The 21,398-nt window shown below is 46.7% G+C and carries 20 protein-coding genes; 14 read left to right on the top strand and 6 right to left on the bottom strand.

Going from position 1 to position 21,398, the window contains the following annotated elements; genetic code table 11:
- The first annotated feature begins 130 nt into the window (after nt 1-130).
- Nucleotides 131-1,540, top strand: a complete 1,410-nt coding sequence (locus tag MKZ12_RS28340) for an MATE family efflux transporter (RefSeq protein ID WP_339238586.1) — start codon at nt 131-133, stop codon at nt 1,538-1,540.
- A 180-nt stretch (nt 1,541-1,720) separates the two neighbouring features.
- Nucleotides 1,721-2,617: an AraC family transcriptional regulator gene (locus MKZ12_RS28335; protein WP_339257846.1), complete on the top strand. Its 897-nt coding sequence runs from the start codon at nt 1,721-1,723 to the stop codon at nt 2,615-2,617.
- A gap of 104 nt (nt 2,618-2,721) precedes the next feature.
- Here MKZ12_RS28335 and MKZ12_RS28330 read toward each other — a convergent pair whose 3' ends face one another.
- The 3 genes from MKZ12_RS28330 to MKZ12_RS28320 all read right to left on the bottom strand — a co-directional run bounded on the left by MKZ12_RS28330 (nt 2,722) and on the right by MKZ12_RS28320 (nt 3,949).
- Complete coding sequence (locus MKZ12_RS28330; protein WP_339257845.1) at nt 2,722-2,931, bottom strand: helix-turn-helix domain-containing protein; 210 nt, start codon at nt 2,929-2,931, stop codon at nt 2,722-2,724.
- Nucleotides 2,932-3,015: 84 nt separating this feature from the next.
- A complete protein-coding gene (locus tag MKZ12_RS28325; RefSeq protein ID WP_339257844.1) occupies nt 3,016-3,441 on the bottom strand; it encodes a sigma-70 family RNA polymerase sigma factor in 426 nt (141 codons plus the stop codon).
- Between the two features lie 178 nt (nt 3,442-3,619).
- Nucleotides 3,620-3,949, bottom strand: coding sequence for a hypothetical protein (locus MKZ12_RS28320; protein ID WP_339257843.1), 330 nt, complete (start codon nt 3,947-3,949; stop codon nt 3,620-3,622).
- A gap of 500 nt (nt 3,950-4,449) precedes the next feature.
- On the opposite strand from MKZ12_RS28320, the gene MKZ12_RS28315 reads away from it, so the two are divergent.
- Genes MKZ12_RS28315 through MKZ12_RS28305 form a run of 3 tightly spaced genes read left to right on the top strand, consistent with a single transcriptional unit; the run spans nt 4,450 to nt 7,838 of the window.
- Nucleotides 4,450-5,160 carry a response regulator transcription factor gene (locus MKZ12_RS28315; RefSeq protein WP_339238580.1) on the top strand — a complete coding sequence of 237 codons (711 nt, stop codon included), beginning with the start codon at nt 4,450-4,452 and terminating at the stop codon, nt 5,158-5,160.
- A complete protein-coding gene (locus tag MKZ12_RS28310) occupies nt 5,157-6,671 on the top strand; it encodes a HAMP domain-containing sensor histidine kinase (protein ID WP_339257842.1) in 1,515 nt (504 codons plus the stop codon). Before MKZ12_RS28315 ends, MKZ12_RS28310 begins: the two co-directional genes overlap by 4 nt.
- Nucleotides 6,672-6,731: 60 nt before the next feature.
- Nucleotides 6,732-7,838 carry a hypothetical protein gene (locus MKZ12_RS28305; RefSeq protein WP_339257841.1) on the top strand — a complete coding sequence of 369 codons (1,107 nt, stop codon included), beginning with the start codon at nt 6,732-6,734 and terminating at the stop codon, nt 7,836-7,838.
- Between the two features lie 51 nt (nt 7,839-7,889).
- On the opposite strand, the gene MKZ12_RS28300 is transcribed toward MKZ12_RS28305, so the two are convergent.
- Nucleotides 7,890-11,093: an InlB B-repeat-containing protein gene (locus MKZ12_RS28300; protein ID WP_339257840.1), complete on the bottom strand. Its 3,204-nt coding sequence runs from the start codon at nt 11,091-11,093 to the stop codon at nt 7,890-7,892.
- A gap of 415 nt (nt 11,094-11,508) precedes the next feature.
- Here MKZ12_RS28300 and MKZ12_RS28295 point away from each other — a divergent pair, with 415 nt between their 5' ends.
- The 8 genes from MKZ12_RS28295 (at nt 11,509) to MKZ12_RS28260 (ending at nt 19,427) form a co-directional block, all read left to right on the top strand.
- Complete coding sequence (locus tag MKZ12_RS28295; RefSeq protein WP_124116691.1) at nt 11,509-12,396, top strand: rhodanese-related sulfurtransferase; 888 nt, start codon at nt 11,509-11,511, stop codon at nt 12,394-12,396.
- A 12-nt stretch (nt 12,397-12,408) separates the two neighbouring features.
- Nucleotides 12,409-13,056, top strand: coding sequence for a winged helix-turn-helix transcriptional regulator (locus MKZ12_RS28290; protein WP_084174359.1), 648 nt, complete (start codon nt 12,409-12,411; stop codon nt 13,054-13,056).
- Nucleotides 13,057-13,212: 156 nt separating this feature from the next.
- Nucleotides 13,213-13,533, top strand: coding sequence for a hypothetical protein (locus MKZ12_RS28285; RefSeq protein WP_339257839.1), 321 nt, complete (start codon nt 13,213-13,215; stop codon nt 13,531-13,533).
- A gap of 323 nt (nt 13,534-13,856) precedes the next feature.
- Nucleotides 13,857-14,906, top strand: a complete 1,050-nt coding sequence (locus MKZ12_RS28280; protein ID WP_315938603.1) for an ABC transporter substrate-binding protein — start codon at nt 13,857-13,859, stop codon at nt 14,904-14,906.
- 90 nt (nt 14,907-14,996) lie between these two features.
- Nucleotides 14,997-15,917 (top strand): ABC transporter permease, encoded by a 921-nt coding sequence (locus tag MKZ12_RS28275; RefSeq protein WP_339238566.1) that lies wholly within the window; start codon nt 14,997-14,999, stop codon nt 15,915-15,917.
- A 2-nt stretch (nt 15,918-15,919) separates the two neighbouring features.
- On the top strand, nt 15,920-16,714 hold the full coding sequence (locus tag MKZ12_RS28270) for an ATP-binding cassette domain-containing protein (protein WP_036606660.1): 795 nt from the start codon (nt 15,920-15,922) through the stop codon (nt 16,712-16,714).
- A gap of 139 nt (nt 16,715-16,853) precedes the next feature.
- Nucleotides 16,854-18,032, top strand: a complete 1,179-nt coding sequence (locus tag MKZ12_RS28265) for a winged helix-turn-helix domain-containing protein (RefSeq protein ID WP_339257838.1) — start codon at nt 16,854-16,856, stop codon at nt 18,030-18,032.
- Between the two features lie 69 nt (nt 18,033-18,101).
- Nucleotides 18,102-19,427 carry an MFS transporter gene (locus MKZ12_RS28260; protein WP_339257837.1) on the top strand — a complete coding sequence of 442 codons (1,326 nt, stop codon included), beginning with the start codon at nt 18,102-18,104 and terminating at the stop codon, nt 19,425-19,427.
- A 121-nt stretch (nt 19,428-19,548) separates the two neighbouring features.
- Here MKZ12_RS28260 and MKZ12_RS28255 read toward each other — a convergent pair whose 3' ends face one another.
- Nucleotides 19,549-20,130 carry a hypothetical protein gene (locus tag MKZ12_RS28255; RefSeq protein WP_339257836.1) on the bottom strand — a complete coding sequence of 194 codons (582 nt, stop codon included), beginning with the start codon at nt 20,128-20,130 and terminating at the stop codon, nt 19,549-19,551.
- A 30-nt stretch (nt 20,131-20,160) separates the two neighbouring features.
- Nucleotides 20,161-20,694, bottom strand: a complete 534-nt coding sequence (locus tag MKZ12_RS28250) for a hypothetical protein (RefSeq protein ID WP_339238558.1) — start codon at nt 20,692-20,694, stop codon at nt 20,161-20,163.
- Between the two features lie 199 nt (nt 20,695-20,893).
- On the opposite strand from MKZ12_RS28250, the gene MKZ12_RS28245 reads away from it, so the two are divergent.
- Nucleotides 20,894-21,391 carry a DUF6385 domain-containing protein gene (locus tag MKZ12_RS28245; RefSeq protein WP_339257835.1) on the top strand — a complete coding sequence of 166 codons (498 nt, stop codon included), beginning with the start codon at nt 20,894-20,896 and terminating at the stop codon, nt 21,389-21,391.
- Nucleotides 21,392-21,398 lie beyond the last annotated feature (7 nt).

Below are 21,398 nucleotides of genomic sequence, written 5' to 3'. Positions count from 1 at the left end.
GAAAACGCTGAAAATACCTATTTATGGAATTACAAAAAACTTTCAACTATTTTCGCAAAACTACTGCATTTTCAAACTACCTGTGCTAACATACCCTAAGAATTAAAGCCCACATGGGAAAGGTGAGAAAATGACAGCAATATCCTCAACCAAAGAGTCCCTTCGTTCTGATGCCAAGGATCTAAATCTGATTCGACTAACATGGCCTATTTTCCTGGAACTCTTCTTATTTATGTTGATGGGGAGCGTGGATACGCTCATGCTCAGCTCGGTATCCGATAATGCGGTCTCCGGCGTTGGAGCAGCCAATCAGATTATTTCTATCGCTATCCTTGTATTGGAAGTCATTGGACATGGTGCTGCGATTGTAGTGGCACAATATATCGGATCGAAAAAGCTAAGTGAAGCAGCACAGGTTACAGGTAATGCCATTACACTGAACCTTATTGTGGGGCTGGTCCTGAGCGGAATCTTCCTTCTGTTCGGAGGACATTTGTTATCACTCTTGAATATTCAAGGCGAAATTTATGATTTTGCCCGTTCGTATATAAATATCGTCGGTGGCGGGATCTTCCTCCAGGCACTCATTAATGCGCTGGCTGCGACGATCCGTACACATGGTTACACCAAAGAAACGATGTACGTCGCTGTATTCATGAACGTGATTCACGTTGTTGGTAACTATGCATTGATCTTTGGTCACTTCGGCCTGCCGAAGCTTGGCGTGGAAGGTGCAGCCATCTCCACGGTAGGAAGTCGGTTTATCTGCCTGCTGATCTTCTTCTGGTTGTTGTATCGTGTAAGCGAGGTGCGGGTGGATTTCGAATACTACATTAAATTGTCCAAACATTTTATTGGCAAAATTCTGCGGATCGGCATTCCGTCTGCGATGGAATCGATGGTATATCACTCCTGCCAGCTCGTGTTCACACTGTATGTGACCTATCTGGGCGCAGAAGCCATGGCAACCAAGCAGTATGCGGGCAATATCTCCAGCTATATCTACCTGTTCAGCATGGCGATTGGTATGGGGACATCAATCATTGTAGGCCGGCTTGTCGGTGCGCGCCGCAAAGACGATGCGTACAAACGTGTTTTTGACAGTGTAAAATGGGCGCTTCTGGCCACGGTTATCATTGATGTAATTATCATTTTTTTCCGTGTGCCGCTGATGAGCATATTTACGGATAATCCGGAGATTATCAAGCTGGGTGCTCAAGTGATTCTGCTCAGTCTTTTGCTCGAAACCGGACGTACCTGCAACATTGTTATCATTGGTTCCCTGCGTGCGGCAGGGGATGCGAAGTTCCCGGTATATATGGGTCTGATCTCCATGGTCTGCATGAGTCTGCCACTGGGGTACCTGCTCATATTCCAGCTTCATCTGGGGCTTGCTGGTGTATGGCTTGCCATTGCGGCGGATGAGTGGACCCGTGCAGTCATTATGTTCTTCCGCTGGAAGAGCAGAGCTTGGGAGAAACATGAACTGGTGGAGCATGATGACGAAGAGGTTGGCGCACAGCCGGTACCGGCTGTCTGACGAAGAATATGATGTGCGGATAAATAAAAGGAGAGTCAATGACGGAAAAGATTCAATCCGTGGTTGGCTCTTTTTTGCGTTTTCGGCAGAGGACTACCGAAGTGAAGTTAGCAAAAATGGTCAAAACGATACATACATCATTCACGTATAGTAAGGATATGGAAGGGGGATTTACCACAGTTGAGCCGTTACCGTGCAATGATTCAGCAAAGTTTGTTCTATATTGAAACCCATCTGCATGAGGAGATCGGGCTAGAAGAAGTGGCATCCGAGGCGTTGTTGTCGCCGTATCACTACCACCGGATTTTCCGTGATGAGGTGAGTATGACTGTGGTGGACTATATTCGTAATCGCCGGATGAGTCTGGCGTCCACAGCCCTGCGATCCACGGATGCAGGCATTCTGGACATTTCCCTGGCATGTGGATTTGAAAGTCAGGAAGCCTTCACTCGTGCATTTCGCAAATGTTATGGCATGCCACCAGGACGTTTCCGCAAATTGTTCGATCTAAAATTATTCGAAGGAAGAACCAGAGGAGGAGAAGTACAGATGAGTCAGACGTCAACGATTACAGGCTGGATGTTAACCGGAAGTCATCCGCAAAATTATGAGATGGGCATTGATCCTGCCGAAGTGCATCAGGGGAAAGCTTCAGGTTATTTGAAGGCAGTTACACCGATGGAGCCTAATGAATTCGCAACGATGATGCAGCAGTTCAGAGCGGACAAGTATGTAGGCAAGCGGATGAAATTATCGGGATTCGTGAGGACCGAGCGTGTGGAGGCGTTCTGCGGATTATGGATGCGTGTGGATAATAACGTTCATGATGTGCTCCAATTTGATAACATGCATGATCGGCCAATTACGGGTACACAGCCATGGAACCAGTACAGTATTGTGCTTGATGTGCCGGAGGGCAGCGCGGTCATTTCGTTCGGGGTGATTTTGAACGGTAAAGGAAAAGTGTGGGTCGACAGTTTCCGCTTCGATGAGGTTGATCTGAACACGCCGCTGACACATATGGAGACAGAGTATGAGATGTCGGACGAGCCGCTCAATCTGTCATTTGAGGAGTAGGAGATATGTATGTCATCCAGGAACTAAAAAATCTATAAATGATTCAGTCATTAACTATGGGGCGGGGAGCTAATCTTACTCCCCTTACTAAATACTAAATGGTTTTATTTTTTAATAATTTTTTCGTACGAGTAAAGGACTTCAATAAACTTTGTGACTAATTCCTGTCGTAAATCTTCTCGATTTTGAATAGATGTTTGACGAAGAGATTTTTTAATTTTTGGTTCAAACTTTCTTATTATTTCTAGAATGACAGTTGGATTATCTCTTTTGGCTTCAGATAAAAGGTCGTATAACTTGTATGGACTGCTCATATTGTTTTCCTCCTAAGGTTCTATACTTACAGTAATGGCGATGTATTAGATGAGAGCTATGGATAATGGGATAATTAAAGTTTACTATCTACTGGGTCCATCCATTAAAAAATGGCGTAATTTTTTTAATGCATTTTTCCTTGTTTTTGAGATGCTTTGCTGACTTACTCCAAATTGCTGTGAAATTTCGATATCTTTTTTTTCTTCCGCATAAGTAAGGTTTAAGATTTCTTTTTCGCGTTCAGATAATGTTAAGAAAAACTTGTGTAAATTCGGATCACTTATTTGATTTTCTAGTCTGTGAAGATGAGATCCCAATAACTTCTCATCTTCATAAGCGATATGACTCTCTTCAATATCATCCATGATCAAGGTGTTTCTTTCATGGTGTTTGCGAATTTTTTTATCAAAGTTTATTGAATTAAAATGTAAGAGAGAAGATATATAACTTACAAATTTTCTCTCGTAATCAGCTTTGATTTCAGGAGTTATTCTTTTCTTTTCAATCATATATGTGCTACCTCCTAACAGTTTATTGTATGAATAAGAACAGGTGTTCTTATTTATTATACACATTTTTGAGGAAGGATGATCATTATTTTAGAAAAAAAATATAAAAATGTAATAATATTAAAAAAGGTAGCTCATCAGAAAGATGAGCTACCTTTAAATAACGTTATAAATTATATTAGTTCGGGTTAGAGTTGTAGAATGTAAAACCAGAAAGAGTTCGTGCTGTTGTATTTCTGATCATACTAGTATTGACTTTAACTGCAGCTACGCCTTGTTTGGAATCTGCAGCGATGATGCCCCCTTCAGTAACATAGTTACCGATAACAGCACCGGATTCAGGTGCGCCCTCCGCAATGAATCGATCACCACACTTACACTTGAAATAACCACTGTGTCCAGGAAACTGACTAGTTAAGAGTTTACCTGTACTATCTGCTACATAAGCCGCCCCCTGTAAATACATTCTGTGACTTGCACCGTATGTTGTGCAAACTGATTCTGCCATTTAAAATCTCTCCTTAATATGAATTTCAAGAACGTTCTCTCCGGATAAGAGCGGCCTTGTAATAAGGTAAAGAGAAGTGAATCAATAAAAAAACAACCTTAATCCTATTTTTTTTAATTCTTTTTGCAGTTTTTTTCTTAAACGAATTTGATGATACACTACTTTTTTTCCCTTTGGGGTATAAAGAAAGTAAAGCCAAGACTAAGCTGAGAGGATATGCACCTGTCATTCAAATTGCAATTCATCCATAGCTAATTAACATAGACCTTGCTAACATAAATAAAAAAACTGAATTTTTACACGAAAACGAAGAGTGCAGAACCAGTTTGAAGAAACGAAGTTCAAAGCTTTCTGTAAAAAGCTACTTCGGAAGCATATGCTAGGCCCTTTATCCCCGGATTTTCTCTTAGGAGAATTGATTCAAAAAATCTGGGGATAACAGCGATCAGAAGACGGTACTGCACTTGAAGTTATCTCGTGTAACGTAGAGGATGAATCCCATGAATAAAAAAGTGCTCGTGGTAGATGACGAATCAAGCATCGTCAGTGCCATTGCTTACGCGCTGCGGCGCGAAGGATATGAAGTTGAGACTGCGAGTGACGGCGAAGAGGCCTTGGTTAAGGTCGCATCGTTTCACCCGCAAGTCATGATTCTGGACGTGATGATGCCAAGGCTTGATGGATACGGCGTATGCCGCAGGCTGGAAGACCGCGAGGATATCGGCATTATTTTGCTGACCGTCAAAAATGATATCGTGGACAAGATCGTTGGTCTGGAAATGGGTGCGGATGATTACATGACCAAACCATTCGAGATCCGTGAACTGCTTGCAAGGGTGAAAGCACTCATGCGTCGTGTCGAGAAAAGCAGTCCACCACCTGACGATTCGAAGAATCAGGCCATCGTGAATGGCACACTGCGTATTCATGTTGCTCACCGCACGGTGACTGTGAATGAGGAGAAGCTGGATCTGACACCGAAAGAGTTCGATCTGTTGACCATTCTCATGTCTAATCCTGAGCGGGTGTACACACGAGACGATCTGCTGGATCGGGTATGGGGCATGGAATATGCGGGTGGGACACGGACCGTGGACATTCACATCCAGCGTTTGCGCAAAAAAATCGGAGATACGGATCAGCAAAAATTGCAGACCGTATACGGGATTGGCTACAAAGCATCTGCACCTGAACCAGGCGGGGCCATATGAGAGTCAGCATCAAGCTGAAGTTCAGTGTTTTTCTGGCAGCCTTGCTAATCCTGACCGTGGTTGTGCTTAGTTCACTGGTCCTGCGCGGTATTGAACGCAATCAGCAGTCACAGATTGAAGGTATTCTATCACAGCAGACACGGCTGGTGAACCTGAATGTACGACAGTCCTACTACACCGAGTCGGTTCATCTCGATCAGGACGTTTTTTTACAGCGAAATGGCCGCAGGCTGGCACAGGAGCTGGCCAACTCTACCGGATTGCCAATTGCACTCTATAACATGACAGGCCAGCAGGTGGGAGCATCCTTCGCCTCCGGCGAGAGTGAACTCGTACAGGAAACGTTGGACTATGCACTGCAAAATAAAATAGCTTATCATGAGCAGGGCGAGACCCTGCTCTATGCCGCACCACTGGATGGCCCGGATGGACAGATGGGCGCTGTATGGATACAATATCCTGTCCAGAGTTACCATGAGTTCTATACTCGCATCCTTCAACTGTTCATATGGGCAGGAATTACCGTGGTTGCGCTGAGCTTCATATTAGGTTATCTGTTCTACAATCGGTTTGCCGTTGCGATTACCCGGCTGAAGAGGTCCGCAGATTCCATTCGGGAAGGGAACTACATTACGGAGTCTCCTGTAAGGCGTAAGGATGAATTGGGAGAGCTGGGGCAAGGCATCTATTATATGAGTACATCCATTCAGCAAAATATCACAGCCATGCATGCGGAGCAGCAGAAGCTGCAACTGGCGATAGAGAAGCTTCAGGCGCTGGAACAGCAGCAGAAACAATATATCGGTAACATCAGTCATGAGTTCAAGACTCCGCTGACCTCGATCAAAGCTTATGTGGAGCTGCTCGACATGTATAAGGATGATCCGCAACTGCTTGATGATGCGACGAGTAACATTGGCAAAGAAACGGAGCGGCTGTACGAGATGGTGGAGAAAGTACTGCATTTATCTGCTCTGGAGAAGTATGACTTCGAGAACCAAGCCGAAGATGTAGAGGTCAGTGCTCTGCTGGAGGATGCCTGTGGCCGGATGCGTGGGAAAGCGGAGAAGTTTGCGCTGAACATGGAACTGGATCTTGAACCGGCGGTGATCCGCAGTGATCGGGAGAGTCTTATGCATATCTTCATCAACATGCTGGATAACGCCATCAAATATAACATTCCGGATGGTGTGATCCGGGTGAAGAGCGAATTACAGATGCAGGAGCGTCAAGCGGTCATTCGCATCTATAACTCGGGTACGCCGATTCCGGCAGAGGCGCGGGAGAAGATTTTTGAACCCTTTTACACGGTGAACAAAGACAGGGCCAGAAAAACCGGCGGAACCGGGCTCGGATTATCTCTCGTAAAGCAATTTGTTGAAAAGCAAGGAGGTACAATCACCTTACTTCCAAGCAGTACGAGCGATTCTCAGAATGGGGAAGGCGTGACATTCCAACTCGTATTTCCTTTGGCTGATGCAAGTTTACAAGTTCGAAACAAGTCTGAATAACTTTGGAAGTATGCGATGTGTATGCTTGGTCTATAGCAAGAGAAACCAGGGGGGACCATCATGAATTGGAAACAAGCAGCATTGGGTACGTTCGGGGCCATTGCCCTGTTAACGACAGCAGCATGCGGGGGAACAACAGAGCCGGGGAGCAATGCACAAGGCGGAAAAACAGGCACCGATATTACGGTGAAAGATAATACCAACACGTCTGTGTACCAGAGCTTCAAGTTGGAGAAAATTGATAAATTGCCCAATATGCGCGGAATTGCATGGCTAAGTGACGACTGGATTGTATCCGACAAGGAGAATAAGTCCTTGAAACCCGTTACTGTTGAAGGTGAGGAAAGATACCCGCATAACTTATATATGTATGATCTAACCAAAGGTACAGACACGCCGCTCAAGGAAAGTGAAGTTAGCCTGGGTGCACCGTTGGTGTCACCGGATGCTCAGTACCTGTTCTATCGGGAGCCGGAGGAAAGTACGGGTAAAGGTTACATTCTGAATCTGCATAACGGGGAGACAACCCCTGCCGGTAAGGAGGATGGCTTCATCCAAGAGGGTGCATGGCTGGATAATGAACATGTCGTTTTTCCCAATATGAAGGGTGATCTGATCTCGGCAAGTGTGGATGGAACAACGAAGGTGCTGGTGGAGACAGGCAATTTCAATGTACGGAGTATCAAAGTGTCAGGCAATATGCTCTATTATATTACGGGCGAAGACGGCCAGTTGAATGCATACGACGTGAAGACGGGTGACGTGAAACAGGTGCTGAAAAGTGTGGAATGGGTCATCCCTTCCAATGATGGAACAAGGCTTGCGATTGTGAAAAGAACGGCGGATACCAAACGGGCGCTGGTGCTTACCGATTTGGAAGGCAATGAAAAAGCCACACTCGCCAGAGGCACGCAGATCTTCGGCACCAGCTGGTCGGGTGATGATTCCAAGATTGCGTATACGATCAATTCCGAGAATGATAATGAGAAAGGGCTGTTCGTCTCCAACACGGAGTCGGCAGAGCAGTTCCAGATCTCGGCGGATATGGACAACGCCTCTGACCCGCTTGCCTGGAGTCCGGAAGGCAATAAGATCCTGTTATCGCAGGCGGTATTGGAGAATGAGTCGTATCACTTTGTGACCTCGGTCATTACGATCTCGGAATAAAACAGTTCAGAAAAGCCTGTTCCCGGGAAGGAACAGGCTTTTAGATATGCACTAATTCTTTGTTTTCAACAGTAATTTGACCGCTTCTGCACGCGTAGTTTTATCACTTGGAGCAAAGGTATTCAGCCCTTTACCGTTCAACATCCCGGCTTTTTGCATGCCAGCGACAGCTGCTTTGGCCCAAAGTGGAATCTGTGCATCATCTGCAAAGGTTGAGCTGGTGCCAGTTATCGCTTTTAATTGAAACGCACCGGCTACCATGACAGCCATCTCGGCACGGGTTACAGCGTCATTGGGGCGGAAAGCCCCCTCAGTGTCCCCCTGAATAAATCCTGCTTTCACTGCACGAGCTACAGCAGACTGTGCCCAAGCTCCTATTTTTGCATGATCGGTAAAAGATATTGCGGCTTCTGTGTATTCTGTTTGCAGTGCATTCATTAGCATCACCGTAAATTCAGCACGCGTAACGGATGCATTAGGCTTGAATGACCCATCGGAGAATCCACTTACGATACCTTCACGGACGGCTTCCTGAATGAAATCTTCCGCCCAGTGCCCGTTGACATCGCTAAATCCAATCTCTGCTGGCGCCTTGGGTTGTTCAACCGCAAAAACAGCAAATTTGGTGAAATGGTCTACGTCTACGTTGACTTGATGGTCATGAATTGAAGCTTCTCCCGCAGAGATCCACAACTTGTTTTGTTCATCAAAGTAGAATAGTCCAGCCTGGTGATTGGTTGGCAAGCTTGATGTATCAAAAGTCAGATTCAAGGTTACGTATTTATTGAAGTTCTGTTGAACATTCTTAAGTAACTCATATACCGGGCTGATTAATTTAGTCTGATTAGTTAGCAATTCCGAAGAATCTGTAATCTGGTCAATCGTGATCTTCATTTCTTGATTAGTTGCTCCAGCCGGGATGGTTACAGTGATGCCATCACCCAAACTCACTTGCCCAGCCTGCCCTGCAGCAAGTGTTAAACGTCCATTCGTGGTCGAATAGGTTATGGTATTAGGCGGCGAAGGGGTAATGCTCGACCCGTTGTTATTCTGGTTACCAGAGCCTCCGCCGCTGTTACCATCATTACCACCTGCTGGTGGCGTGGAATTAACACTCCATTTGGCATATAAGATCAGATCGGCTGTAATCTCTGTTTGAGCAAAGTTGAATGGAGTCTTCAACTCGGGGTCTGCGTACCAGCCTGCAAACATATAGCCGGAACGGGTTGGCGAAGCAGGTGCTGAAAGTTTCTTTTCGTATTCAACAGCTGCATCGGATACTGCTGATCCTCCGAGTGTATTGAACGTTACCTTATATGTGTTTGGTGCCCATTTTGCATACAATGTGGTCTCCTGGACAATCGATCTAGTATTCAGGTCAAATGGCGTACTCCATTCAGGCTCAGTATACCAGCCAGCGAAAGTGTGTCCTGCTTGGATTGGAATGTCAGGAGCTGTCACCAACTCACCATATGGGACCGTCTGATCAGGAACGACTGACCCACCATTAGTTTCGAAGTGAACGGTATAGGAGTTGACCGTCCATTTCGCATACAGCGTGATATTAGCGGTAACGGTGGTATTGCCGAAATCAAAAGCCTGACTCAGACCTGAATCGGTATACCATCCAGCAAAGGTGTATCCTGCTTTAGTTGGAACTGCTGGAACAATAACCTTGTCACCGTAGGATACTGTTTGTTCGTTTACTTCAGAACCGCCGTTACTGTTAAAGTTGATCGTTCGAGGCGTATAAAAGCTGAAATGCAGGGTTGTGGTATTGCCCGCACTATCGGTAACAATCAGTGCATATTCTCCTTCAGATTGAACCGTTTCTCCGTTGTTGAAGGGTGAACCGTTCAGAGTGGCTGTTCCTTCATTAAAAGTAATTGTTGGGCTTTCGTTGTATTTTCCATTATCAGTGACACCCAATACAACAGGAGCTGCTGTATCAATGGAAAAATTCAACGTTGTACTGCCAATATTGTTGGTTACCACCAATGTATAAACCCCGTCAGCCGTAACTGTAGTACCATTTGCGAATGCATTACCATTCAAAAATGCGGTACCACTATTAAATGCAGGTGTTACCGTTTGATTATATATTCCACCGTCAGATATGCCGTTGACTATAGGAGGAGTGGTTTGCTCAATTGTTATGGTCACTGACACTGGAATACTTGTACCATATGGATTGCCGGCACTATAGGTAAAGCTGTCACTTCCAACATAATTGGCGTTCGGAGTATAAGTAAATGCCCCGTTGGCATTCATTACCAATGTTCCGTTCATCGGCCCGCTTTTCAGAATAGCGGTAGAACCGTCGCTATCATTGGAAAGTACGCCTGGTGCAGACTCAGCCAAAGTGGAGTTTTGGTTCGTGGTATAGGTGTCTTCGATTGCTTCCGGAAGCCGTCCACCGTCCAAGTTGGGGAACGTTCCTGCGTTAGCAATATAATAAACCAAGTTGGATTGGCTGCTGTTTAAATTAGGTACTTTAAAATTCACCTGACCATCGCCCCCAAACCTGGTGCTCAACAGACTAAACAGGGGCTGGTTATCGTTAGTGCCAAGAGTGGAACCATTCGCCAATAACCAGTTTTTTGTCGAAAGACTGACTAACATGGGAATGATCTCACCAATGTACTCGCTACCTGTACCATTCTCGGCATGGTTAGCTTGGTTTGTAAATATAGCGTAATGTACACCATTAATCTCTGGGAAGTTAGGCAACTTGAATTCATTCGGTGTGTCTGATCCGTAGGTTGTACCAATCATTTCATATAGATCCGAATATACGGAGGCATTAACGTTCTGCCCTTCAGCAGTTAGCCAACCCGTGGGAGAGAAGGAATATGGAAATAGGCGAACCTCGCCTAACACAGCATTTCGGGTGTATAAAACATCGGGGTCTCGGGAAGGGAATATACCATTCATAGCTATGTAATAGCCCAACCCTTCTGGTGCAGCATTAGTAAGGTTAGGTAAGGCAAATGTTGTTTTTCCGTCGCCGCCATAATTATTGCCAAGCAACGAGTAGAGGGCTGTATTTTGGGTTAAAGAGAGCGTCTGTCCTCTGGCGGGCATCCATCCTGTAGGGACCGCACTGTAAGGGAATAATCTGATCTCACCAAGATAGGGATCTGCAGCCGCGGCATGGACTCGCTGTATAATGTTAGGATTATTCCATAGACCGCTTAGTCCAATCAGGAATACTAACCATAGGAAGCTTACTTTTTTTAATAGTGTTATACGCATGACTCATTCCCCATTTTCCATTTAAATATGTTACGTTATGGTTATTCCTGTCCACTGTACTTTCCTAATTCATAGTGGTAAGCCATATAATGATGAGCATAGTTTAATGGATATGAGAGCAAAAATGAATACGATTATAGTTCAAATTCGAAATATATTTTTTGGATTTTCCAGAGACAAATCATTTATGGTTGAAATGTTCCATATCTTTCATCCCTTTCTATACATTTATATTGACTAAGCTATTCCGCTTCCGATAAACTAGAATGCAGGAATATAAGTCGAATGTCAGACAGCAGTTCGAGACGAAGTTTCGGGCGGCTGTTTCTTTTCTTTTTACAAGTAAGGGTGCAACGTAGTCGTCTTGCCGGATGATCCGGCTCATAACAACATGGAATAGGAACAGGTGATATACATGTGTAACAGCGCGTATCGCGTGCTTTTATATTATAAGTTCGTGAAGATTGAAGACCCCGAGACGTTTACACAAGAGCATTTGCAATACTGCAAGGACCTCGGTGTGAAAGGACGTATTCTGATCGCATCCGAAGGCATTAACGGCACGGTATCCGGTACGCCGGAACAGACGGAACAGTATATGAAAGACATGCATGCGAACCCGCTGTTCAGCGATATGGTGTTCAAGATTGATGATGTGGAAGAACATGCATTCAAAAAAATCTTTGTTCGTCACAAAGCAGAGTTGGTTACGTTCCGCGTAGACGAAGATCTGGATCCAAATGTGATTAGTGGCAAACGCCTCTCACCGAAAGAGTTCCATGAGCATCTACAACGGGATGATGTCATCGTTATCGATGGTCGCAATGATTATGAATATGAAATCGGCCATTTCCGCGGCGCCATCCGTCCAGATGTTGAGTCGTTCCGCGAGTTCCCGGAGTGGATTCGCGAGAACCTGGGTGACATGAAAGATAAAACGATTATTACCTACTGCACGGGTGGTATTCGCTGCGAGAAGCTGACTGGATTCATGATTAATGAAGGATTCCAGGACGTGGCTCAATTAGACGGCGGTATTGTCACGTATGGTAAAGATCCAGAAGTTCAAGGCCATCTATTCGATGGTAAATGTTACGTGTTTGACGAGCGTATCTCTGTACCGATTAACCGGACAGAAGAGGATATTGTCATTGCCAGCTGTTATCACTGTGGAACGACACATGACCGATATATTAATTGTCCAACCTGCAACCTGCAGCACGTAAGCTGCGAGGATTGCGAAGAGACGCATAACCGCTTTTGTTCGGATGCCTGCCGGGAGGCAGCACCGGTACACGCATAAGCAGGAGAGCAGGTGCTGATCGTGAAGCGCGAAGAGGAACGAACGACGCGTGAACGGATTTTGTTCATGCTGAAGCAGCAAGGTACATTGACCGCGAGGGAAATGACAGCTGATCTGGGTCTGACCGGCATGGCCATTCGCCGTCATCTGACGGCACTGGAGCAGGACGGCTGGATCGAGGTTCGGGAGGCCCGGGCTACGGCTGGACGTCCATCCTCGGTGTACCAATTGACGGTACGCGGGGACAGCTTTTTCCCAAAATCATATTCGTCCCTTACGCTGGAACTGCTTGAAGAATTGTCTGACTCAGCCGGGAGCGGTGTGGTGGATGCATTGTTCGAGAGTCGCCGGGACAAGCTGCTTCGCAGCGGGTTGCCCCAGATGGAAGGCCAGGATCTGGCCGGACGGGTGGAGGAACTCGCGCGAATCCAGAATGCCAACGGATATATGGCGGATGCGTCCAGAGAAGAAGATGGAACCTACGTCATTACGGAAATGAACTGCCCGATTGTGCAAGTTGCGAGTGTATACAAGCAGGCTTGTCGCTGTGAACTGGAATTGTTCCGCTCGCTGCTTCAAGCGGAGGTGGAGCGTACCGAGTGTTACGCCGATGGCGGCAAAAGGTGCAAGTATGAGATTCGCGAAGCGTCAGGGAATTAACGGTTTATACACAAGAGATTGTTTCGATTCGTCGAAATAGTCTCTTTTTTTGGATAATAATGACGTAAAAACGTTATTTTTGTAGTGAGATACGTGATATAATCTGAGATAACACCAGATTCTTATACATAACTCTATGTTAGATGGGAGGCGTTAATGATGCATGAACCCGAACCGGCTTTGAAAAAGGCCATGAATCTATTGAAGGAACTGAGCGAGGATGAAGAGTTGCGCGAACAGTATGAAGCACGTCAAAAGTTTTTACGGGATCAGATATCCATGATTGAGGGCGCACAAGAAGAGGGTCTCAAGAAAGGCATGGAGGAAGGAATTCAAAAAGGAATCGAAGAAAGTGAAGCTGAGAGCAAGCGGAAAATTGCATTGAATATGCTCACCTTGGGTCTTGATCAAGAGACCATTGTCAAAGCGACGGGACTAACCTCTGCTGAGCTAAAAGCAATTCAAGAAGAAAAATAAGCTATCTATATGAGGCTGCTCGCATAACATGTGGGTTGCCTTTTTTGATCTTATGTAATATTTCCTATCACAATCAACCGATGAGAGTAAATTGGAAGCGGTTCAACCATTGACGTATATCGGGACGCCCCTTAATATTAGGGGAACAATAAAACACTAACACGGTTCATGGACTTCAGTCGCATGACAAAAGTCTATATTTGTCTGCTTTTGTCGATCAAAGCAACAATGCGTTGAAGCGTTTGTTTTGTCCCACCCTATCGTGTCAATGGAATCTCGATAAGGGTAACCACATTTTATAAGATGGAGAGGGGTTCTCACACATGAAAAAGAAATTTTGGATGTCACTGATGATGGTTGCTTCAATGATCGTTGCGGCAGGTTGCGGAAATAACAGCGGTACAGGCTCGGAATCCGAAGGATCGGGGAGTACAACAGGTGGAGGCAGCGAGGAAAAATCATACCAGATTGCCATCTCCCAGATTGTTGAACATCCATCCCTGGATGCTACACGCGAAGGTTTCATCGCAGCCCTGAAGGATGCGGGTATTGAAGAGAACAAGAACCTCAAAATCGATTACAATAACGCGCAAGGTGATTCGACGAACAACCTGTCCATTGCACAGAAAATCTCGGGTGACTCCAAAAATGATCTCGTACTTGGAATCGCAACACCATCGGCGCTGGCTCTGGCTCAGCAAGTGAAGGACAAGCCATTGCTGTTCGCGGCGGTAACAGACCCACTGGGTGCCAAACTGGTAACTGATATGGACAAGCCGGGCGGCAACGTTACAGGTGCATCCGACACGAACCCGGAGGCCATCGTGCAATTGGCTGACTTTATCGCCAAAAATCTGCCGGATGTAAAAACGGTAGGCTTGGTCATTAACGAAGGTGAACCGAATGCAGTGGTTATGGCAGATAACGCAGAAAAAGCGCTCGCAACACATAATATCAAGCTGGTGAAAGCACCAGTTACGAATACATCTGAAGTTAAACAGGCAACGGATTCTCTGGTTGGCAAAGTAGATGCCTTCTACATTACGCTTGATAACTCTGTCGTAAGTGCGGTGGATACGATCATCCAAACGGCGAACAGTAACAAAATTCCGTTCTTCTCCAGTGATCGGGATACGGTTGAAAAAGGAGCTTTCGCAACGGTAGGCTTCAAATATTATGACCATGGATATCAGGTGGGTGAGATGGCTGCGGACATTCTGAAGAATGGTACGAATCCTGGTGATATGAAAGTCACCGTTCCAGACAAACTGGATCTGATCCTGAACCTGAAAGCAGCGGAAGCCCAAGGCATCACGGTTACGGATGAGATGAAGGCGGAAGTAAAAGACCAAGAAAACAACATTATTCAATAATCTGATCGGATCATCATCCGGCAGTATGGATGCGAGGCGAACGTGCAACGGGTTCGCCTCATTCTTTTCGATAGACAGGGAGGAAGTAACGTGAGTATAAGCTGGAATTCAATTGAAGGAGCAATCGAGCTCGGACTTTTATATGCACTGATGGCTCTTGGTGTGTATATTACGTTCCGCATACTCGATTTTCCTGACCTTACCGTAGACGGAAGTTTTACAACAGGAGGCGCAATCGCGGCGGTGATGATCTCCAATGACTTCTCTCCTTGGCTTGCCTGTCTTGCGGCAATGGCTGGCGGCATGGTGGCCGGGGCTTGTACAGGTCTGCTTCATACCAAAGGCAAGATTAACGGGTTGTTATCCGGGATCTTGATGATGATCGCGCTCTACTCCATTAATATGCGTATTCTTGGCGCACCGAATAAATCCATTATGGGTATGGATAATCCATTCTCAGGTGAGCATGTCATGGTGCTTATTATTATCGTGGTACTCGTGTTCAAAATCATGCTCGATCTGTTCATGAAAACAGATGTTGGCCTGGCGCTCCGTGCCACAGGGGATAACAAACGCATGATTCGCAGCTTTGGTGCAAATACGGATGTAACGACGATTGTAGGTGTCAGCTTATCCAATGGATTGGTAGCTCTGTCTGGGGCATTTATTGCCCAGCAATCCGGTTTTGCGGACATCACAATGGGTATTGGTATGATCGTCATTGGACTGGCTTCCGTCATCATTGGTGAAGCCATCCTTGGTGCAAGAACGGTGTTTTGGGCTACACTTGCAGCAATCGTTGGTTCAGTTATTTACCGGATTGTGGTTGCACTTGCCCTACAGGTCGAATGGTTTGATACATCTGATCTGAAGTTGATTACCGCGGTGATCGTCATCATTGCCCTTGTATTCCCAACGATGCAGCGTTCCATGAAGCAGCGGAGTCTGGCTCGCAAACGAACAGAAGAGTTGATGCGATCCGGGGGTCAACAGGCGAAGGGAGGTATGTGAGCATGCTGGAGATTACGCAAGTAACCAAGCTGTTCAATCCAGGCACAACGGACGAGAAGACTGCGCTCGTTGGTGTGAATCTGACGATGAATCCGGGAGATTTTGTGACGGTCATTGGCAGTAACGGAGCAGGTAAATCGACGTTGATGAACATCATTTCGGGTGTGATGAAGCCGGATATGGGTGATGTGCTAATCAATGATCGTTCCATCAAAAACCTGCCGGAGCATAAACGCAGCAGCTGGATTGGCCGGGTGTTTCAGGACCCGATGGCAGGAACAGCACCACATATGTCCATTGAAGAAAATATGGCGATGGCATACAAGCGTGGCAAAGGACGTGGATTGGGCTTCGGCGTTACCCGTGCCAGACGTGAGATTTTTAACACGCAACTGGAGAAGCTGGGAATCGGACTGGAGAAGCGGCCTAACGCGAAGGTAGGTCTCTTGTCAGGCGGGGAGCGGCAGGCACTCAGCCTGTTGATGGCTACGTTTACCCAGCCGCAGATTCTTCTACTTGATGAGCATACAGCAGCCCTTGACCCCTCGCGTGCCGAACTGATCACGGAACTGACGGAGACACTTGTGCGTGAGATGAGACTTACCACACTGATGGTGACGCACAATATGGAACAGGCCATCCGTCTGGGCAATCGTTTAATCATGATGGATAAAGGCCGCATTATTCTGGATGTCAGCGAAGAGCGCAAGCGTACGTTGACCGTGCCAGAGTTGCTTGGTGAATTCGAGCGGATTAGCGGCAAAAAAATGGCGGATGACCGGGTCGTACTCGGTTAAAACAAGGAAATAACTTGTCCCCAAATAACTATTTCGTACTATAACAAGCTCTTTATTACAGAAACCTTTTGCGTTCTCGCAAAGGGTTTTTGTGGTATGTTGAAAATACGATGAGAAGAATACATAGGAGGAACCAGGCATGTCTTTACAATTGGATGAAGGGACACACACCGTAACCCGGCGTATGGATTCCATTCGCCTGCTGGCGAAGGAATTTGCACTTTTTCATTTTTTATATGAGAACAAGGATAAAGTCTTCACGCGCAGTCAACTGTTGGACCGGGTATGGCCGCTGGAGTATCCGGTTGAACGCACGGTGGATGATCATATCTACCGCCTGCGCAAGAAATTAAAACGTTGGGATGAGATTAGTCTGGATACGGTACGGGGATACGGATATCGGCTTACGGTGCAAGAAAACAAGTCCGTTCTGCCCGCCAGTCCTTCTGCTCAGGACCCGGAAATGCAGGAAGTCATTCACGGATTACTTCGTAAATATCACTTGTTTGGGCAGGGAAATGCCATACAGACTCTGGTTCAACAGCAGGAAGCGCTAGGCATTCAGATTGAGCCGTACTATCAGTTGTATATCCATTTTATACAGGGCGATCTGGAGTGGCTAATTACAACAAAGGAAATTTCTTTTGAAGAGCGTTTATACTGGTTACTTATTTTTGTTCATTCGCTAATTGAACCATCAGAAAGCTTACCTTTATATGAGCAAGCATTGAATTCATCGGCATTATCTGCGGAATTGCTTCGAGAACTCCGCATTTTGAACATCATTGAACTCTATGCAGAGGTAGGTCAATACGAGCGTGCTCGGATGCAACTGGAGGAGACGTATCGTCTGATAGAGACAGACGAGCTCAAGAATTTCAGACTGCCGGTAACCCTTGCAGCGTTATACGTGGAACTGTGGGGTGGTAGCGGTGAAGCTGTTGAGGCTCAAATGGCAGTGCTGCGAGCAGGATTGAAGGATGCCCCCTATCTGCGGGAGATCGGACGTTTTCAGGTGATGGAAGGTTTATGGTTGCTTCGGCAAGGGCGAGTGCGTGAAGCGGAACTTAGGATGGATGACGGACTGGACGTGTTGAAAATGTCGCTGAATGTGCCGCTATATCTGAATGCTGCATATCAGATCCTCCTGTTCATGGAACAACATCGAATTGAAGACAGACTGCGCAGGAAATATCGTCAAGTGTACGCAGAGATTGGTAAAAATTATGGTGTTCCCACCTATAAACAACGAATTGTAGATGAAATACGTAAATTTTTATCCCCTATCTCACCATCCTCTGATCTTCCTCTGATATAACTCTCTTATGATTACAGTCAAGTAACACACAGACCACACACGGCTGTAATCAAGGGAGGAAGTACACGTATGACCGTCATTTCAAATGAACCCACATCCAATGAATCCACCGAACCCTCCAGAAGTTTATGGACCAATCTCCGGTTTGTCCGCATGTTTATCGCATATTCGCTGGCTACGTTTGGAGACTGGTTTGATGCACTCGCCATCCAGGTGATGGTGGCCTACCGATGGGGTGCCGATCCACTGATTATTGCCCTTATTCCTGTATGTATGGCCGTACCGGGCATACTGCTGGGCTCCGTTGCTGGTGCACTGGCAGATCGGCTGCACAAAGTGAAAATCATGCTCCTGTGTGATGTAATCACGGTGGGATTAACCATTGCAATTTTATTTGCACCAAGTCCGCTGTGGTTGCTTCCACTGCTTGCCCTGCGGGCCATGATGGGAGTGTTCCATGTTCCCGCCCAGCAGGCGCTAACCCGCCAGGTGGTGGCAGAGGAGCATCTGTTTCAGGCATCGTCCCTAAATGGTTTTGTGAACCAGTGCTCGAAAGTGGCGGGACCGCTGTTGGGTGCAGTCATTTTGGCCTTCTTTTCACCACAGATCTGTATATTAATCAATGCTTGTACCCGCCTGTTGTCGGGCGCAGTGTTATGGCCCTTGCGACGGTTGATGGAGAAGCCGGAGCCTGTTGAACCAGACGGAAGTACGGCTGATGCAAGGGATATCCCCGAATCGTTGTTTACCCAGTGGCAGCAAGGCTGGCGTTTTATACAGAGCAGTCGCACCGTACTTAGCACGATGCTGTTCGGCTGTTTTGGACTCATGGCTATCCTGATGATCGATTATCAATTTACGACTCTTTTTCGGGAGATCAAGCCGGGGAATGAATCGCTGTTAGGTTGGTTGGGTTCATCGGGAGGTGCCGGAGCCATAGCCATCATTTTGCTGTTAAATCGTTTGCCGAGAATTGGGTATGGGTGGGGGCTAGGTGGAGGATATCTGTTCATCGGGGCTGGAATTGCTGCATTAGGGTGGATTGGCCCACAAACACCTGAAATTTGGGTCTTAATGTGGGGATTGTGCATTGGGGTAGGCAATGGGCTCTTTATGGTAACACTGAATTATTTGTTGCAAAAGGAAACCCCTCCTGCCTATGTAGGACGTGTCTTCGGCATTCAAAATTCACTATTCAGTGTTGTACTTGTTGTAGCCCCACTTGCAGGTGGAGCGCTCATTCGAGTTGCAGGACCGAGTCCCACCTTTCAATATATCGGTCTGGCTACGCTGGTGATTGGCCTTGCCGGAATACTGCTACAGCGCATCCTATGGGAGGCGAAGCCGCCGCTCCTATCGGAAGCGAAAGAGACCATTCCGCAGGAATCGGTCTGACTGCTTTCTCGGGTCAACATGTTAAACATTCATTGTATCTACAATAAACCGAACAACTGCTTCCGTATTCATCCGAAGGCGGTTGTTTGCACGTTGTATTTGTTGTGCATCGTTGAACAAATCAGACTTCCCACCAAGCGAAATAAGCAGTAGAGGCCAACAGTCCACCAACCGAAAGTGATCCGCTGACAGAGAGGTTCATGGCTTGACCTGGAGGAACCACATAACGGCCAAATTCATTAGATTGGAAAGGCCCCGCTTGAAGGGGCATCGCCATCAATGTGGTGGCTCCTGAAGGCGCAGAAGAAGAGAATCGTACGATGGCTACGCTGGTATTGCTGCTGGAAAGATTGCTGTTGACCGCCGTGAGTGTACTGGGAGAGCTTAGCGTTCCGTTCGCGGTCAGACTCATGGAACCGCTGAAGGATGACAACAGATTCAGTGCCACTGTGATTCCACCAGAGAGCCGTGATACATACAGGGTTCTCCCACTCCCAGCTGGATTGGCTAATTGAACGGTGGCGATCACTGTTCCTCCCAGTAACCCCAGTGTTGTGGAGTTGGTGGAACCTGCATTGTACAGATTGCCGGTACTGCCAGCACTATTCTCCGGAGGAGCAACAATGCCGGGAGAGATATACGTGTTCGTATTGGACGTATAGACAGGCAGATTTAATGGATTAAATACATTATTGTTCGGCACAGTGTGCACCTCCTTTTATAAGCATCATGCTTAGAATTCCCACCAGAAGAGATTAATGGCTGCAGTCTGACTGCCAGTTCCCAAACTAATGGATAGTGATTGTCCCGGTGGAACAAGAATGGAACCGTTTAAATCCAAGAAATACATTCCCGCAGTGAGAGGTATGCTGAGCAAACTTGTGAAAGTCCCCCCAAGCGTGCCGGTATTTTGCCTTGTAGTAACGATGCTGGAATTGGCGTTGCCAAGCAATGTATTGACGGGTGTAGGTGTACTTCCTGCCGTCACCGTGCCCCCGGAATATACGGCCAGTGTAGCTGCCGCCGTTGTCCCTCCCGAAAGGCTGGCAATTCGTACTGTTCTGCCACTCCCACTTGCATTCAGGATTTGAAGAAGGAGGTTTTGGCTGGAAGGGATCGATGTATTATTGGTCGTCAGGGCAAAAAAACTGCCTGCCGCAGCCGCACCGGCATCTGCTGAAGCCTCAATACCCGGGGCTGCATAAGTGTTAGTCAGTTGAGTGAACAGGGGCCCATTAGACTGGTTGAATACATTAGAGTTTGTCATCTTGTCCCCCCCTCTGAATAGATGAAACTGGTCTCGCGATATGATTTGTTTCGCATGTCCTCATTACTTGCATTGTATGTAACAACAAGAGAAAGCGTTTGGGAACGGACTGCTAATTCCAAAATAACGGCAGATGCCGTGCCCGTATATCCAATCCGGGCATACGATGCGTAAGCACATTTTTTAAGGGGAAATCGAGATGAGTCGAACAGCGAAGCGAAGCAAGAAGAGAACGAAGCAACCAACCAAATATGCAAGCCGTCGCCGCTCACGTCATTCCTGCCGCGCTAAATTGCTGAAACCCCCTTGTTCCCGGATTACTCGTCCCCGGTTCAAGCAGGGTACTTCCTCACGTACGAAACTCCCTGGTGCTATTCATTGTTTTACAGAGCATACGTATGTCGGAGCCGAAACCAGCAGCAGCATGAATTCCCTCCCGGCACAAGACACCTCATCACTCAGCATGTACACCTATGGCGTTGTGAATCGTGGGAAACATCCGGCTCTGGTACAGATCCAGATCAGCCCCAATGCCTTGGACTATGCTGTGGACAGCCAGGAGGTGGTCGCGGGAGGACAGACCAAAGCGCTGGTACCTTTGCGATTTTTGCATTATACCCGGCTTGCAATTCGATCCGTTGAACCGGATCAACCGACCCGGCTTGATGTTTACTTTCAGGCGCAGCGTATGCCGTAAGGGAGTA

The sequence above is a fragment of the Paenibacillus sp. FSL R5-0713 genome, from assembly GCF_037973325.1.
Classification (GTDB): domain Bacteria; phylum Bacillota; class Bacilli; order Paenibacillales; family Paenibacillaceae; genus Paenibacillus.
This window is presented reverse-complemented; position numbering and strand designations above follow the sequence as displayed.

Coding starts and splice junctions, on each gene's coding strand:
- MKZ12_RS28340 (WP_339238586.1), top strand. CDS start 131: ATGACAGCAATATCCTCAACCAAAGAGTCCCTTCGTTCTGATGCCAAG.
- MKZ12_RS28330 (WP_339257845.1), bottom strand. CDS start 2,931: ATGAGCAGTCCATACAAGTTATACGACCTTTTATCTGAAGCCAAAAGA.
- MKZ12_RS28325 (WP_339257844.1), bottom strand. CDS start 3,441: ATGATTGAAAAGAAAAGAATAACTCCTGAAATCAAAGCTGATTACGAG.
- MKZ12_RS28320 (WP_339257843.1), bottom strand. CDS start 3,949: ATGGCAGAATCAGTTTGCACAACATACGGTGCAAGTCACAGAATGTAT.
- MKZ12_RS28315 (WP_339238580.1), top strand. CDS start 4,450: ATGAATAAAAAAGTGCTCGTGGTAGATGACGAATCAAGCATCGTCAGT.
- MKZ12_RS28310 (WP_339257842.1), top strand. CDS start 5,157: ATGAGAGTCAGCATCAAGCTGAAGTTCAGTGTTTTTCTGGCAGCCTTG.
- MKZ12_RS28305 (WP_339257841.1), top strand. CDS start 6,732: ATGAATTGGAAACAAGCAGCATTGGGTACGTTCGGGGCCATTGCCCTG.
- MKZ12_RS28300 (WP_339257840.1), bottom strand. CDS start 11,093: ATGCGTATAACACTATTAAAAAAAGTAAGCTTCCTATGGTTAGTATTC.
- MKZ12_RS28295 (WP_124116691.1), top strand. CDS start 11,509: ATGTGTAACAGCGCGTATCGCGTGCTTTTATATTATAAGTTCGTGAAG.
- MKZ12_RS28285 (WP_339257839.1), top strand. CDS start 13,213: ATGATGCATGAACCCGAACCGGCTTTGAAAAAGGCCATGAATCTATTG.
- MKZ12_RS28280 (WP_315938603.1), top strand. CDS start 13,857: ATGAAAAAGAAATTTTGGATGTCACTGATGATGGTTGCTTCAATGATC.
- MKZ12_RS28270 (WP_036606660.1), top strand. CDS start 15,920: ATGCTGGAGATTACGCAAGTAACCAAGCTGTTCAATCCAGGCACAACG.
- MKZ12_RS28265 (WP_339257838.1), top strand. CDS start 16,854: ATGTCTTTACAATTGGATGAAGGGACACACACCGTAACCCGGCGTATG.
- MKZ12_RS28260 (WP_339257837.1), top strand. CDS start 18,102: ATGACCGTCATTTCAAATGAACCCACATCCAATGAATCCACCGAACCC.
- MKZ12_RS28250 (WP_339238558.1), bottom strand. CDS start 20,694: ATGACAAACTCTAATGTATTCAACCAGTCTAATGGGCCCCTGTTCACT.
- MKZ12_RS28245 (WP_339257835.1), top strand. CDS start 20,894: ATGAGTCGAACAGCGAAGCGAAGCAAGAAGAGAACGAAGCAACCAACC.